The organism is Hahella sp. HN01, assembly GCF_018986435.1.
GTDB lineage: Bacteria > Pseudomonadota > Gammaproteobacteria > Pseudomonadales > Oleiphilaceae > Hahella.
Window position 1 is genome coordinate 1 of record NZ_JAHMIN010000041.1, and the last position, 15,209, is coordinate 15,209.

Annotated in this window: 16 protein-coding genes; 12 read left to right on the forward strand and 4 right to left on the reverse strand. The window is 53.9% G+C overall.

Annotated features, from left to right (window positions below):
* From KP814_RS27360 to KP814_RS33510, 7 genes are all read left to right on the forward strand, one after another.
* On the forward strand, positions 1–225 hold a 225-nt coding region (locus KP814_RS27360; protein ID WP_216739765.1), incomplete at its 5' end, for a hypothetical protein.
* Positions 222–587, forward strand: a complete 366-nt coding sequence (locus tag KP814_RS27365) for a hypothetical protein (RefSeq protein ID WP_216739766.1) — start codon at positions 222–224, stop codon at positions 585–587. The genes KP814_RS27360 and KP814_RS27365, both read left to right, overlap by 4 nt.
* On the forward strand, positions 574–1,272 hold the full coding sequence (locus KP814_RS27370; protein ID WP_216739767.1) for a hypothetical protein: 699 nt from the start codon (positions 574–576) through the stop codon (positions 1,270–1,272). Before KP814_RS27365 ends, KP814_RS27370 begins: the two co-directional genes overlap by 14 nt.
* Positions 1,273–1,770 carry a siphovirus Gp157 family protein gene (locus KP814_RS27375; RefSeq protein WP_216739768.1) on the forward strand — a complete coding sequence of 166 codons (498 nt, stop codon included), beginning with the start codon at positions 1,273–1,275 and terminating at the stop codon, positions 1,768–1,770.
* Positions 1,771–1,778: 8 nt separating this feature from the next.
* On the forward strand, positions 1,779–2,201 hold the full coding sequence (locus tag KP814_RS27380; protein ID WP_216739769.1) for a single-stranded DNA-binding protein: 423 nt from the start codon (positions 1,779–1,781) through the stop codon (positions 2,199–2,201).
* 25 nt (positions 2,202–2,226) lie between these two features.
* Positions 2,227–2,445, forward strand: a complete 219-nt coding sequence (locus KP814_RS27385) for a DUF4224 domain-containing protein (protein ID WP_216739770.1) — start codon at positions 2,227–2,229, stop codon at positions 2,443–2,445.
* On the forward strand, positions 2,442–3,488 hold the full coding sequence (locus KP814_RS33510) for a tyrosine-type recombinase/integrase (protein ID WP_216739771.1): 1,047 nt from the start codon (positions 2,442–2,444) through the stop codon (positions 3,486–3,488). Before KP814_RS27385 ends, KP814_RS33510 begins: the two co-directional genes overlap by 4 nt.
* Positions 3,489–3,539: 51 nt before the next feature.
* On the opposite strand, the gene KP814_RS33515 is transcribed toward KP814_RS33510, so the two are convergent.
* Positions 3,540–5,501, reverse strand: coding sequence for a methyl-accepting chemotaxis protein (locus KP814_RS33515; RefSeq protein WP_216739772.1), 1,962 nt, complete (start codon positions 5,499–5,501; stop codon positions 3,540–3,542).
* 213 nt (positions 5,502–5,714) lie between these two features.
* Here KP814_RS33515 and syd point away from each other — a divergent pair, with 213 nt between their 5' ends.
* A complete protein-coding gene (syd, locus tag KP814_RS27400) occupies positions 5,715–6,293 on the forward strand; it encodes a SecY-interacting protein (protein ID WP_216739773.1) in 579 nt (192 codons plus the stop codon).
* A 22-nt stretch (positions 6,294–6,315) separates the two neighbouring features.
* Here syd and ampE read toward each other — a convergent pair whose 3' ends face one another.
* The 3 genes from ampE to KP814_RS27415 all read right to left on the reverse strand — a co-directional run bounded on the left by ampE (position 6,316) and on the right by KP814_RS27415 (position 10,276).
* Positions 6,316–7,197: a regulatory signaling modulator protein AmpE gene (ampE, locus tag KP814_RS27405; protein WP_216739774.1), complete on the reverse strand. Its 882-nt coding sequence runs from the start codon at positions 7,195–7,197 to the stop codon at positions 6,316–6,318.
* 4 nt (positions 7,198–7,201) lie between these two features.
* Positions 7,202–7,774: a 1,6-anhydro-N-acetylmuramyl-L-alanine amidase AmpD gene (gene ampD / locus KP814_RS27410; RefSeq protein ID WP_216739775.1), complete on the reverse strand. Its 573-nt coding sequence runs from the start codon at positions 7,772–7,774 to the stop codon at positions 7,202–7,204.
* A gap of 177 nt (positions 7,775–7,951) precedes the next feature.
* Positions 7,952–10,276: a DUF1631 domain-containing protein gene (locus tag KP814_RS27415; protein ID WP_216739776.1), complete on the reverse strand. Its 2,325-nt coding sequence runs from the start codon at positions 10,274–10,276 to the stop codon at positions 7,952–7,954.
* A 382-nt stretch (positions 10,277–10,658) separates the two neighbouring features.
* Here KP814_RS27415 and KP814_RS27420 point away from each other — a divergent pair, with 382 nt between their 5' ends.
* The 4 genes from KP814_RS27420 (at position 10,659) to KP814_RS27435 (ending at position 15,202) form a co-directional block, all read left to right on the forward strand.
* A complete protein-coding gene (locus KP814_RS27420; protein ID WP_253938676.1) occupies positions 10,659–11,156 on the forward strand; it encodes a TIGR02281 family clan AA aspartic protease in 498 nt (165 codons plus the stop codon).
* Positions 11,157–11,166: 10 nt separating this feature from the next.
* Positions 11,167–12,003, forward strand: a complete 837-nt coding sequence (nadC, locus tag KP814_RS27425; protein WP_216739778.1) for a carboxylating nicotinate-nucleotide diphosphorylase — start codon at positions 11,167–11,169, stop codon at positions 12,001–12,003.
* A 195-nt stretch (positions 12,004–12,198) separates the two neighbouring features.
* On the forward strand, positions 12,199–14,937 hold the full coding sequence (locus KP814_RS27430; protein WP_216739779.1) for an EAL domain-containing protein: 2,739 nt from the start codon (positions 12,199–12,201) through the stop codon (positions 14,935–14,937).
* A 25-nt stretch (positions 14,938–14,962) separates the two neighbouring features.
* Entirely contained in the window at positions 14,963–15,202 is a 240-nt protein-coding gene (locus tag KP814_RS27435; protein ID WP_216739780.1) for a DUF1289 domain-containing protein, read from the forward strand.
* Positions 15,203–15,209 lie beyond the last annotated feature (7 nt).

The window sequence follows — 15,209 nt, forward strand, 5'->3', positions numbered from 1 at the left end:
GACAGAGAGCTTCTAAACGCCCTCATGATCAAGTGCGCGGTCGAGGCTGAAGCCATCCTCTACAGACTGGACGACCTACGAGATAAGAACAGCGACTTGGTATTTGATCTGGAATGCAGCCATGACGATCTGGTCGACGCCAACTCAGCCATTCAGGAACGAGACCGCAAGATTGCCGAACTACAAAACATCATTACCCAACTTCAGAAGGACTTAGAGCAATGAAATACATGGACTACATGGAAAGACAAGAGATCAAAGAGCGCATTCTGGAGAGCACTGCTAAGTCTATCGCCGAGGATCTACTGGAAGGCAGGCGCGTCCATGTGAACGGCCAGAAGTGGGGCTTTCAAGATGTGCTAGACGAAGTAAAGCAAGGCGACGATATCGACTCCGTGTTGTCCCTGATCTACCAGACCCGCGACGACAAACAAGGCCGCCGCGCCGCGGTTAACTCCTGTAAGCAGATGATCGACAGCGCTGCCTACAGTATCGGGAAATACCTCGCTGATGCGGCATACAAACAAGAGCAGGAAGACATAGCGATTGATCGCTACGAGGAGCACCAAACGTATGCCCACCACTAACCAGCAACTATGGGAGGCGGTCGATAAGACCGCTCCCGAATACACCGAAGCCTACACCCTGCCCTCTGGCTTTGTTGGGACCAGCGTGAATGCCTCTTACCTGATCAAGCGAGCCACTGAACAATTCGGCCCGCTTGGGACTGGCTGGGGTTATGAAATATTAGAGGAGCGCATCGATGAAGGCGCGCCGCTTAACCTGGACGCAGACGGTCAGCCGATGATTATGGGGAAGACGCACACCATCAAGCTCCGCTTCTGGTATGCATACGAAAACGAGATCGCCGAGTTTATCCACTACGGACACACACCCTACGTCTACAAGGACGCCTTCGGCATTCAGTACGACGCAGACGCGCCCAAAAAGACGCTGACGGACGCCATCAAAAAGTGCCTGTACATGCTTGGCTTTGCCGGTGACGTTACAACGGGAATGCACAAACGCCTGCCGCCTGACCCTGGCCCCAACCACAGCGCAGAGCGGAAACGCCAAGAAGCCGCCGACAAAGCATGGCTGGACGATCAAGCGAGACTGATAGAGGAAGCGGAAACACTCAGCGACCTGGAAGCGCTTTATAAGGGTGCCGCTATTCGCCTGAAATCCAGATGGGACGACGCCGGATTACGCCGCCTGACCATCCTGTACGCCGCCAAGAAAAACACCCTGGAGCACGCGGAGCCAGCATAAGTGCCGAAGTTATACGAGATCACCGGCAAGCTTGCCGAACTACACAACATTGACGCCGAAGACGACAAAACCCTGCAGCAAGCCATCGCCGACACACTGGAAGCCGTAGAGGGAGAGTTTAAGGACAAGGCCGCGCAGATCGCCCGGCTACTTCAAAACCTTGAGGCCGATCGCTCCGCCATCAAGTCCGAAGTGGACCGACTAAACAAGCGCGAGAAAAGCATAGAGCGCAAAGAAGAATCCATAAGCGAATACCTGCGGAACCATATGGAGCTGACACGCATTAAAACCGTCAGCACCCCGCTACACACAATCTCATGCGTAGCAGGTCGAGAGGTGGCTCATATCGAAGACGAAGCCGCCCTCCCACAGGATTACGTCGCCGTAGACGTGACGATAAAACCCAACAAGCAGGCCATCACCCAGGACCTGAAAGCCGGTAAAGAAGTACCCGGAGCCCGCCTGGAGCTTGGCAAGAGTTACATCCGCATTAAGTAAGGAGACACATGTTTATCAAACTCTGCGCCCTCGGGCGTGACGCCGAACTGAGATACACCCCAAGCGGACAGGCAGTGGCTACGCTCGCCCTCGCCTACAGCATCGGACACGGCGACAACAGACGAACCCAGTGGATCGACGGCGCGCTCTGGGGGGACCGTGCGATCTCGCTGGAGCCACACCTGACCAAAGGCACAAAGCTGGTCGTGACAGCAGATGATTTGGAACTGGAGCAGTTCACCAAAGGCGACGGCACACCCAGCGCGAAGATTCGCTGCCGGATAGTAAAGGTCGACTTTGCAAGCCCGAAACAGACCCAGCCTGCACCACAATCATACAGGCCGGCGCCAATGGCGGCTCCACAACCTAAACAAATGCAGCCGCTAAACGCAGGCGAAGCATTTGACGATTTTGACGATATCCCATTTTAACCAGCCAGTTAATCAAGGATGTTAAATGAGCACACTATTTTTAAACAAAGACGAAATAAAACAGTTAACCGGCGCGCACAAGCCATCAATTCAAGCAAAACGCTTGCAAGCCATGGACATCCCCTACATCGAAAACAAAATCAGGGAAGTACTCGTAAGCCGCACTTACGTCGAGTCCAGGCTGGGCAATAAAACCAAAGAAGAGCCGCAAGTTAAAAGGCCGAATTTTGAGGCAATAATGTGAGCAGGAATTACAAAAAGAAAGACAGGGATATGCCCATGTATTGCCACTGGAAAAATGGCGCTTGGCGTTTCAAAACACCGAATCACTTGCTGGATTTTGTTCCAGGTCGCAAGACCTGGATCAAGCTCGGCATAGAGAAGCAGGAAGCCCGCTTAGCCTATAACAAGCTGTGGGCAAACTTGAGCAATGAATCGGGAATGAGCCAACTACTCAACCGCTATGCCGCCGAAATAATCCCTCAGAAAGCGGAGAGAACCCAAAGAGATCAACTTTATCAGATAGAAAGAATAAGAAAGGTATTTGGTGACTGCCACCCAACAAGCCTAATGACAGTAGATATTCAAAAGTATGTTGATATCAGATCAGGCAGCTCTCCAACTCAAGCAAGACAGGAAGCAAGCCTGCTATCAAGCATATTCAAATACGCCAAGCGTTGGGGAATCATTCAACACAACCCAGCAGATGGGATCATGCTGCCCAAGCTCAAACCAAGGGATAGGTATATCTCTGATCAGGAGCTTGACGCATTTTTAAAAACCGCCCCGCCCTTTATATGCGCCTATGTCGCAGTGAAGCTAGCGACAGGGCTCAGGCAGGGAGACATGCTAAATATGCGCCTGGATGATCTTACTGAAGAGGGAATATTGGTCACAACCAGAAAGACGGGAACAAAAGGAATTGTTGAATGGACGCCAGAGCTGCGCAAAGCCATCGACAACTTGATTGAAAGCAACCCGGCAAAGTCTGACACCTATGTAATTTGCAACCTTAAGGGGCAGAAGCTATCCAGCAATACATTCCAGCATCAATGGGGAGACGCAATGAAAGCAGCTCTAATTGCTGGTGAAAATGATCCTGATGGACTCAAATTGAAGTTTACAGAACATGACTTGAGAGCCAAGCACGCGACAGACATTGAGACTCTGGGGGGCAATGCAACAAACAACCTGCTGCATGAAAATCGAGCGACAACCAAGAGCTATTTACGGAACCGAAAAGCGATCAAAATTACGCCACTAACCCACCATTTAAAAGGGAAATAAGAGGGTTTTTGTGTATATTTTAGCTTTTTTCACCCTATATAAATCAATGGGTTAGATGCGCACCGGCTGAGATATAAATATACCCGACAAACAATAAACAACTGATTTATATAATTTTTTTAAGAAAACAACAACGGTCTGCTCCTCCGCCGCCTGAGAAATCTGATGACTCATATCCACAATGCTGGCGATAGCCGCCACAATGTGATCCAGAGCCGCCGCGACATCCTGGGACTGCGCCACAGTCGCGTCCGTCACTGAGCGGCTGCTTTGCATTGAGTTCACCGCCTCCTTAACGCCAGCCTGCAACTGCGAGACCATCGCCTCAATTTCCTCGGTGGACTTCTGCGTACGTTGCGACAACGTGCGCACCTCGTCCGCCACCACCGCGAAACCGCGCCCCTGCTCGCCGGCCCGCGCCGCTTCAATGGCCGCATTCAGAGCCAGCAGATTGGTTTGCTCCGCAATCGCCTTAATCTCCACCAGCATCTGGGAAATATTCTGCGAATCCCGCGCCACGCGATTAATGGTCTCTACCGACGCCGCGATTTCCCCCGATAAACGACTGATAGTCTGCAATGTCGCGTCCACCACCTGCTTGCCTTTGGTCGCTTCGGTGTCCGCCTGATGCGCCGCATCTTCAACGCTTTGCGAACTGCCCGCCACTTCCGCCACCGTATCCACCATCTGATGCATCGATTCGGATATCTGCCGGGTTTCCTGCATTTGCTTTTCCGAGGCTTCGCTGCTCGACACCGCCACCGCATTCACCCGGCGCGCCTGCTGATCCACGCTGCCCGCCGTCGCCACCAGATTGGTCATAAGAGTGTGCACTTTCTCCGTCATATGATTGAAAGCACGAGTCAGATCGCCCATTTCATCCCGGTTATCCAGCTTTAAACGCGCGGTCAGATCTCCATCGGATACTTTTCTGGCGCCAATGGAAAAACGCTCGATGGTGGATTTCACCGACACAAAAAAGCCCATGTACAAGTAAACGATGATCAGCAACAGAACGCCCAGCACCAGGAATATCCATAGCATGGCGGTCTCGCGTTCCTGTAAACGCTGATCCAGGATGGTTTCCGTCAGATTGTATATGCGGTCATTGAATTGCAGCAGCGCATCAATCTTCGCAGTCAGCGCCCTATCGAAGACAGGCCACTCAATTTCAGGCGCCACAGGCGTGACGATGTTCTGATCCAGATAATCCCGGGTCTCAATAATCACATTGCGGACGCTGTCCGCATCCGCCGCAAGCTCCTCACGGATCATCGGGCTGGCGTTGAGCGTGACCTCCAATTGATTGGTGAAGCTGTCGCCAAGGGCGGTTAAGTTATCGAAAATTTTGTTCAGGACGTCGCCTACGTCAAAGCCCACCTGCCCTTCCAGGGCGGCGTAAACGCCGCTGGCGCGAGCGCGCCCCATGACATTACTCGCGCGAATGATTTGTCCGTCTGACAACTTCATCAGAAACTGCACTTCACGAGACAGGTCCTGCGCCACGCCGGAAACCTGCGTTGCGCTGCTGAGAAAGCTCTCGACTTTGCTGACAAAAGCACTGAAGTAGGTTATCTGCGGATCAAGCGACATCTGGTTTTCATCCCCCTGAGTCAGGCTGCGCCAGGAGGCGGTGAGATCTTCCAGTTGCTTGCGCAAATCATGATTGACGTCGAAGTTTAGCTCTGCGGCGTCCAACTTGGCCAAAACGCCATCAATGGAGGAACGAATTTCCATAGTGCGCTGCTCCAGCTCAGGCGCCTGTCGCAGCTTCGCCACGCTGCGATAGTCCCTGTACTGTTGCGCCAACTTCAACAGCTCAGCAGACTGCTCAATGACCGCCATGCCTTCGACTTCATTTTCGATTTGTCTGACGTCATCGTAGAGCTGACTGACCAGGCTATAACCCAACGCGATTATCGGAAGTAAAAACAGAACGCTGATCAGCAAAAATTTGTAGACCAGTTTCAACTGGTTCATGAGCCTGATAGCAGGCCAGAGAATCTGCCTCACTCGATCACCTCTCCGCCTTCTTCTGCAAGGAAGGACTTATTATTGAACGCATTTCGACGCCCACTGCGCGCCGCTTAGTTATATCCGTATTTTTATCGTTGCTTCCTTTCTGCAAAGTTTAGCTTAAATATTGGGAGGAACTTGCAGGATCCCGGCTAGTCCTGCATTCTTTCGCAAGTTTTTTGTAATCTAACGCATCTTTAGAAAGGTTATATGGGCCAACATGAAGTTACTGCGCGCCTTGGCGAGCTGACCAATACGTTTATCGAGCGCCACCACTCTTCGTCGCGACAACGTCCCTGCATTCCACTCAATGAGGAGACTCGCTACATGCTGGACTCTCCCTGCGTGGAGCAAGTCGATGAAGAAGCCGGCGTATTCTACTGGACGCCCAAGCCGCACATGGACTTCACCCTTTTCGATGGGTTGGAGCAAGGCCTGGAAGTCGCCATTCACCCCTCCATCACGGCGTTTTACGGCAGCTATTGGAGCGATGGCCTTTGGTGCTCAAGTCCGTTTGGAGAAGTCAGTCTGATTCAACTGTGGAATGAAGAAGACATGGAAACTCTGCGAGAAAATCTATTAGGCCACGCCTTTCAAAAAAGCAAACGCCGTCAGGGATTAACCCTTTTCATCGGGCTGACGGCTGACGATCGCATCGTCACGGTGGACAATCATTCTGGAGAGGTCTATCTGGAAGAAGCCGGCCGGCCGCCGCAACGCACGCTAGCCGCGAGCCTCGGCGAATTGCTCAGAGAACTGGAGCCGACGCTTACGCCCTACACGGCGTAAGCCATTCACCTCGGCGGAACATCTAACCCATATGTCCGGCCACTGTCAGCAACGCGATGAGAATAAACCAGATAATCATGGCGCGATTGAGCAAATCTCTAATTGCGCACATTTGCTTCACTTCCAGATCGACGTCCTGAGTTCCGCCTGCGCTGGGCGCCGCCAGCGGATAGATCTCCACCGCGCCGCCCGCCGCCTTGCGCAAGACGGTAAATGCATCGGAATGGGGATCGATCATATCGTTGGCGGACTGTTTAATCGCTCCGCCAAAGTTGCCCGCCAGCGCAAAACTCAGCGCCAACAACCGGGAAGGTATCCATTCTAAAGCCTTGTACACGGTCGTCATCTGCTGCGGCACATAAACGGAGGGATCACGTCCGGCGACATGAGCCAGCCTTGCGAGCAGCGCCCCAACAGGTCCAATCGCCATATACCAGAAAATCACCATGAAATAGCGCACAAAGGTTTGATAGAGATACTGCGAGCAGGCGGCGTAATGGAGCTGCGCGGGACTCATATTCTGGGCCTCGTCAATGTGAATCTCCGCCTCTTCCAGAGTTCGAAAAGCCGACTGAAAACGCCCCTCTCGCCATTGCTGCAGGTAGATATCCACCGACTGTTTGAGAAAGCCGCATCCCAGACAAAGAAACAGCATGACAATGTGTACGAACAAAGTCAGAAAGCCGAAGAAGACGTCATCGGTCAGGCGCAGAACGATAAACAACGCCAGCGCCGGCGCCGCCAGTGCGATCAGCAGATAGAAAGGCGCACTGTTGCGGATCACCGGCAGGCGCAATTCGAAAAAGGTCAGGAAACTTTTCGCCCACTGGTCGTGCCGCCGGCTCAGAGTCAGGTTCAGCCTCTTCTGCATGATGTACGTCAGCAGCAAAACCAGAAATTTCATTTGATTATCCTTCTTCGTTCGACATCAGTTTTCTAAGTTTAGGCCAATCAAACGCAGGTCCGGGATCGGTTTTACGGTCCGGCGCGATATCGCTGTGGCCAACCACCCTATCCTCCGTTATCAGGGGAAAGGCCTTGCGTATGCTCTTCGCAATGCGGGCTAGTCGCCGATATTGGATCGCCTCATAGGGAATATCGTCCGCGCCTTCCAGCTCAACGCCAATGGAGTAGTCGTTACAGTTATCTCGCCCAAGCCAGGACGAGCGCCCCGCATGCCAGGCCCGGTCATGCAGAGACACAAACTGGATAACCTCGCCGTCCCGACGGATGAACAAGTGCGAGGAAACCTGCAAATGGCCAATCTCTCTGAAATAAGGATGAGCCTCACAATCCAGACGATTCAGGAAGAAATCACAGACATACTCGCCACGAAACTGAGCGGGCGGCAAACTGATATTGTGAACCACCAACAGGCTGATCTCCGCATCTGTCGGTCGTTGATTGAAATTAGGCGAAGGCATTCGCTTCACCAGACTCAACCATCCCTGAGCGTCTATTGTAAATTCAGAATTTTCCACAGGATTTGGCCCAGCTTAGGAAGCGCAGCGAAATCAGAACTTTAGATAGAGTTTAGGCGTGGATCAAGCCTGTCGAAAGAATTAGGCTGGGGAGAGTGAGTATGAGAGGGAATACAATGAGGGTAAATTGTCACTTTTATGCCGACACCGATCCCTTTTATGGGACCGGTGGGCGAATCAGGATTTCTTGGGGGTTTCCTTGCGCAGGGTGCCGATAACGGATTCCAGCGCACGGTCAAACAGCAGGCCGTCATCCAGCAGCGACATGCCTCCGCTCTTCAGGGCGATCGCCAAACCCATGCGGCTCTTCTCCGCCACTTTGACGCCCATGCGGTTTACGAAGATGTACTTGCCAGTTGTCTGAATAATCGCCACCAGCTTGCAGCGATACTTCTTGTCATCGCCTTCATTGATCTCAACCCAGGTGCCGATATTCAGGCGATCAACCAGCTTCAGACTGTCTTCATCCGCCTCAACTTCCACCGCCGGCTCTTCATTGTCCTCTTCAATCAGGACAATACGGGCGGGCGCTTGCGCCACTGGCTCAACCTGCTCAACGTCAGCAACTTCCGCTACCTGTTCAGGCGCCGCCTCTGGCTTCAGCTCCTGCTCTTTGCGCAACGCCACTGGCGGCTCTGGCGTTTTCAACACTCGCATGGCCGCCTGGATGTAGGCGTCTTCGTTCTTAACGGCGGGCGCGGACGCCACTTCCAGCGTCTCAACCTCTACCATGTCTTCGTCATCCAGCGTCATCTCTTTAGCCAGACGCTGCTGCGTGGTTTCCGACAATACCTTCTGCAACAGGCGCAGGGTCTTATCCAGCTCAAATGGCTTGTAAGCGGTTTGCTGCAGACCTGCGCGCAGCTCTTCCATCAATTTATCCACCGCCGCGACTTCCGGCGCTTCCGCGCTGGTGTCATCAGGATCGCATCCCTGAATCAATCTGGCCGCCACAGACTGAGCCTGCAGCCAATCGGGATGCTCTCTGCCGCTTTTCAGCTGCAGCAACACCATATAATTGCTCCAGCCTTCCTTTAATACTTCCATGACCAGAGCAGGAATATTCTTGCCAGCCAGCATATCGTTCAGGACATCCTGCACCACTTTCTTGGCGGCGTCGGATTTGGCGCGCCCGACTTCCGCGTCGCGCGTGCGCTGCTCCAACAGGTGGCGACGCTTTTTATCGCTCTCACGGAAACGAATGAAGTCTTCCAGCACTTCGTCAAAGATGGTGATGTCGTTGTCGAACTCCGTCACCAGACGCTGCACTACTTCCTCCAGCTTGGCGAGGAATGGGTCAGATTCACCTGGCGCTTTTTCCGTCCAGCCAATAGAGGCGGTGGCCATTTCATTCAGCAATCTACGCGCTGAGTGACCGCCCTGATTAAAGAAGGTGCGATCCAGCAACGCTACTTTCAGAATGGGAATCTGCAAGCGAGCAATCACTGCGCGAATCGCCGCAGGTATTTGACGGTCATCCAAAATAAATTCGAACAACATGGTGACCAGGTTCATCACATCCTGGTCCAAACGCCCCACGGAAGCGCGGGGCTGTCCTTCCTTACCAAGGACGGCGCGCTCCATCAGGCCCATGAAGTTGATCAGACCGTTTTCAGACAACGCGGCTGTCGGCGCCTTGTTGGTTGTTTGCAGGCGAGACAGTAAATTTAATAACGCAGTTTGCTGCACAACAGGTAAATTTACCGCCGCCCCCGCTGCGCTCGCCATCTGAGCGTCAGAAAATTGACGCATGTATTGCAGCGGATCAATTTGCGGGTCCCACCCGCCTTCATTGTATTCACCGACGGCGCCCGTGTTCTGATCAATCACAGAACCGCTGGCGTGGGGCAAATTAACCCCTGTGCGGCGCACGCTGCGACTGGCGCTGAGATCAGGCATTACGCCCTGCTCCGCCAGAAACTTGTTGGCGGCTTCCAGCACGGCTTTATTCTGCGTCAGCACGTGTTTTTCAAATAGTTTGAAGAACACCAGCTTGGCGCGAATCCCCATATCCAGTTCGGCGCAGGCAGTAACGAAATTGGTGACCATGCGCTGGGGGCCAAGCGGGTTGTTTTCCTCTTCCACGCTGACGTCAAACAACAGCGAGTCCAAACGAATGGTCAGGTGCTCAAGGTCACGGCCAATTTCGCTTTTAAAGCGGTTCACCATATTGTCGATGGCGACCTGCTCTTCCAGCTTATCTTCCTGCACCAGCGTCAGATTTTGAGGATCGAAGTTGGCTTTCAGCATCCCTGGCTTATGCGCGTCAGAAAACTGAAAGTCGCGGTTGTAATACTGCATGAAAAGCGCAGCGATGCGCTCTTTTTTCAGGCGGATTTCACGCATGGCGTCAAAGAACAACGCCTGCTCAGAGTTGGTCGCGGACTTATCCGCCAAGTCAAAAAACGAGTCGTCAACTTGCTCGAATAACCTGTCCAGGAGTTTACGGTTGTGCTCGCCACAACGGTCGCGTAACTTGATTAACAGTGCCGGTAACTTCACACCCTTGACAGCCTCTTGCTGACTCCTTGAAACGTCAAGACGGACAACTTTTGAACTCGTTGACATACTTTCTCCCAACTCGCACTTCCTGACAACAGCTAACCACATGCATTGCTTGACAAAATACGTCACAAAGCGACGTAATATTGTCCACGGTGCAAGTATATACCGTCACCATACCGTCTTTTGTCACAATTTGTTGCCGGGTGACGCTGATCACACATTAACCTATACCGCTTTGAAACCCTTGAATTAATTGCCTCTTGTGAGACTCCGTTTATAGGTTATTATGACCTGCCTTGAAGAATTATCCGGTATCCAAATCAAGCCCGCAGTTATGAGTCAAAATAATCCCTCACAGGTCCGCGGAATCGGAAAAGGAATGTTCATCGCCGCCTGGATCATCGGCATTCTCCTGCTCACCCAGTTTTTCGATTTTTGGGAAAAGAAGAGGCAGAATCCCAACCAATCTCCCGTGATCATCCAGTCCGCCAACGGAGCGCAGGAATTGGTCTTACAATCCAATTATCAGGGCCACTATCTGACCACCGGACTCATCAACGGAGAAGAAGTGGACTTTCTCCTGGATACCGGCGCCACTACCGTGGCGGTGCCCGCCGAACTGGCGGAGCGTCTGCAATTGCCAAAATTGAGCCGGGGCTACGTACAGACCGCCAATGGCGCCGTCGAGGCCACTCGCACTTATTTAAAAACGCTGACTATCGGCCCGTTTGAACTGCATAACGTCGAGGCCAGCATTCTCTCTTCCATGACGGAGGGGGATGAAATCCTGCTTGGCATGAGCGCATTGCAGAGACTGTCGTTCACCCAACGTAACGGCACGCTGATTTTATCGCCGAATACACACACTACACTTTGAGCCTTTATATATGTTGGAACAACTCATTCAACCCGCCATTCAAGAAGACGTAGAGAAAGCCCTTGCGGAAGACATCGGTTCCGGCGACATCACCGCCATGCTGATTCCTGCGGAACAGCGCGCCGAAGCAAGGGTCATTACTCGCGAGGACGCTATCGTCTGCGGCGTCGAGTGGGTTAACGCAGTTTTCGCCAAAGTCGATCCAGACTGCAAAGTGGACTGGAAATTCAAGGACGGCGATCAGGCCCGCGCCAATGACGTATTATTCACCGTTAGCGGACGCGCCCGATCGCTGTTGACAGCGGAACGCACTGCGCTGAACTTCCTCCAGACTCTGTCTGGCGTAGCGACCCAGGCGCGCCAGTACGCCGATATGGTCAGCCACACCAAAGCCCAAGTGCTGGACACGCGCAAAACACTGCCAGGCCTGCGGGTCGCGCAAAAATACGCTGTCTCCTGCGGCGGCTGCCGCAATCACCGTATCGGTCTGTGGGACGCCTTCCTGATTAAGGAAAACCACATTATGGCCTGCGGCTCCATCCAGAACGCCATAGAGGAAGCTCACCGCATCGCCCCCGGCAAGCCGGTGGAAGTGGAAGTGGAAACCATGGAACAGCTGCAGGAAGCCCTGAGCGCCGGCGCCGATATCGTCATGCTGGACAACTTCAGCATCGAACAGATGGCGCATGCTGTCGTCGTTAATCAGGGGCGCGCAAAACTTGAAGCGTCCGGCGGCGTCACCTCGGAAACCCTGGCCGCGATCGCTGAAACCGGCGTGGACTTCATCTCCATTGGCGGCGTCACCAAACACTGCCGCGCCATCGATCTTTCCATGCGCCTGATCTGAAGAGACAGCGCCAGCAAGCTTCCGACTGCGCACTGCAAATCCCTTTACGTTCAGTTACATGAGGATACATATCGTTGCAGTCGTGATATCGTCGGAAGCAGTCTGATTACACTATAGTTTCATTATACGGTCGCAAATTCGCGCTCAAACTGACTCAGGGACACAAGGAACAGCGGCTCCGGTTCCTAACAAAACATGCCAGAAGACAACGGCCTGATAAGCAACGACTCCCCTTCACCGTCGGGACGCGGCGAATGGCGAACTTTGCTTATTATTGGCGTTGCCGCTGTCGTCTGCGCACTTTCCGCCAGTTTATTCACCTCCGTTGAATCTCTTCCCTGGATCTGGCCTAGCGCCGCGGTTTGCGCCATCGCCTATTTCCGTTACGGGCTACGCGCTCTGCCGGTTATCATTATCGCCACATTCACCGGTGTGCTGGCGTTGTGGCGCCAGGAAACGTCTCACCCGCTGATTACAGCACTCCCCCTTACCGTCGCCATCAGCGCCCTGCTTTGCGCGCAACCCATTTTACTGAAGCGCCTGTATCTGCTGTTGCAGACGAACGTCGCTCCGCCCCACTCAGAAACCCGCTTATGGAATCTGCTGGCCAGTCTGTTTCTGAGCGCCTTGGCCGCGGGTCTGCCTATCGCACTACTGGTGAGGGGCGCTATGCCCGGAGAAGTGTTGCTGCAAACAACGCTTTATATTTTATACAGCATCGGCATGCCCATTCTGCTGACTGTCCCGGTCTACACCCAATGGCGTCGCAGGAACGAGTTCTACACACTCGCCGTCGCCCGGGTCTGGGAAGTGCTGGTCTGGATTGCCTTGCTCCTCATGACGGGAGGCCTGCTGATCAAAAACGGCGGCATGGCTTTGTTTTTACTTCTACCGCTGTTCGCCTGGTCGAGCTTGCGCTTTGGCCGTTTCGGCGGCGTGCTCGCAATCTGCCTGTCAGGACTGGCTGCGCTGCTGGCTTATGGCTACGGCGATACCGGATATGGCTCCCTCGCCCACTTCAATCTGTTCCACAGCGAAGTGGCGGTGATGACCATATTCAGTCTTTATCTGTCTGCGCTCGCCGCCGACCGCGCCCGAGTGGAAGACGCCATTGAGCAGCTGGTGCAGCGACGCACCCGCGAGCTTGAGGCCATCAATCAGGAGTTGCAGGACGAGGTGCATATTCGCAAGCAGGCGGAACGCTCATTTCGCACCTCAACCCGTCGCTACCGCGCCATTATTGAAACAGCGGGCAGCCCTATCATTGTCATGGATAAGAACTTCCGCATCGTTCAATGGAACGGCGCCGCCAGTCGATTGTTCGGCTATCACCGGGAAGATATTTACGGCAAGAATTACATCACCTGCTTCGTGCCGAAGGCGTTTCAGGATGAAACCGCCTGGAAAATCACCAAAGTGCTGGAAACCGGCGTCCCGGTGGAAAACCTGGAGAGCGAAATGACCGCAGCGGACGGCGGCTCCCACGTCATGCTCTGGAACATTAACCGCGTAGTGGACATAGATGAAGAGCTAACCCAGGCGATCATTATCGGCCAGGACATCTCCACCATCCGCGAAACCCAGAACCAACTGCACTTTCTCGCCCACTACGATGTGCTGACAGGCGCCGCCAATCGCCGCCTGTTCGAGGATCGCTGCCGCCAGGCTTTGAAGCAGGCCTCCCGTCGACAACATGACGTTGGCCTGATCAGCCTGGATATAGACCACTTCAAACGCATCAACGACACCCTGGGCCATGACGCCGGGGATGCGCTACTGCAGGAAATCTGCCGTCGCCTGGCGTCCTGCGTGCGAGAGGAAGACACTATCGCGCGGCTTGGCGGCGATGAATTCGCCATCCTTCTGAACCGGGTAAACGGAGCGGAAGACTGCGAGCTGGTAGGCCGCAATCTCTTGGAAGCCATTACCAAACCGGTCGAACTGCCGGGGCAGCAGCTGGTGATCACCACCAGTATCGGCGTCACCGTATCGCCCCGGGATGGCGTGGAATATTCAGTGTTGCTGAAAAACGCCGACATGGCCATGTACCGGGCCAAGAAAGCCGGCCGCAACAATATTCAGATGTATCAAAAGGAGATGAACGACGAGCTGACGCACCAGATCAACACGGAACAGGAGCTGCGCGCCGCCATCTCCGGTCACCAGTTCGATATCTACTATCAACCGCAGATCGACCTGGAAAACCAGCATATCGTCGGGCTGGAAGCTTTGCTGCGCTGGCGCCATCCCAAGCGGGGCGTGCTCGCGCCCCATGAATTCATCACCGTGGCCGAGCAAACCGGATTACTGCCGGCTCTGGGCGAGTGGATCTTCTACAACGCCTGCCTGCAATGCCGGGCGATACAGGCGATGAGCCGCTCCCATGTGCAAGTGGCGATCAATATTTCCGCACGCCAGCTGCATCATCCTCAGATGGTGGATACGCTGAAACGAGTCATCGCCGAGATACGCGTCAATCCCGCCTTCCTCAACCTGGAGATTGGCGAGCAGGTGTTGGTGAGCAACCCCGCTGAGGCGGCGGAAATCCTGGGCAGACTGAAGGAGATCGGCGTTAATATCACTATCGACAGCTTCGGCTCAGGCCTCTCTTCGCTATCCAACCTGGCCCGGCTACCAGTGGATGCAGTAAAAATCGATCGCGCCCTTACACGCAATGTGCCAGGGGACGACTACGACGCCGCTATTCTTGAGACCCTGCTCAGCATCGCCAGCCGCATGCATATGCGTGTCATCGTGGAAGGCATAGAAAGAACCGAACAGGAAACCTTTTTCCGCAATCACAACGTTCGTTACGTGCAGGGACATCTGTACTCCCTTCCCATGCCTTCCGATCAATTGCCCGAATTCTTTAACGCCCTCAAACAGGGCGTACTCAACCCGGAAGGTGGCCAAATCGGCCTCCCGCTGAATTAAGACGGACCGCCAAAGCGAGTCGCTTATGCCCAAACGCTGGCCCCCATCATCACCTCCGCAAGATTGGTGGAGCGGTGCGAGCAAAGCGCCCAGTCAAACCGACGCCAACGGCGAGCCCGCCAACCCTTGCGTCCGCAACTGCTGCCTGGACGAGAACGACGTCTGTTGCGGCTGTAAACGCACACTGCAGGAAATACTGGCTTGGAGCAGCTATTCTTCAGCGCAGAAGCGAGATCTGTTGAAGCAACTTAAACAACGCCAATGACCCTGCC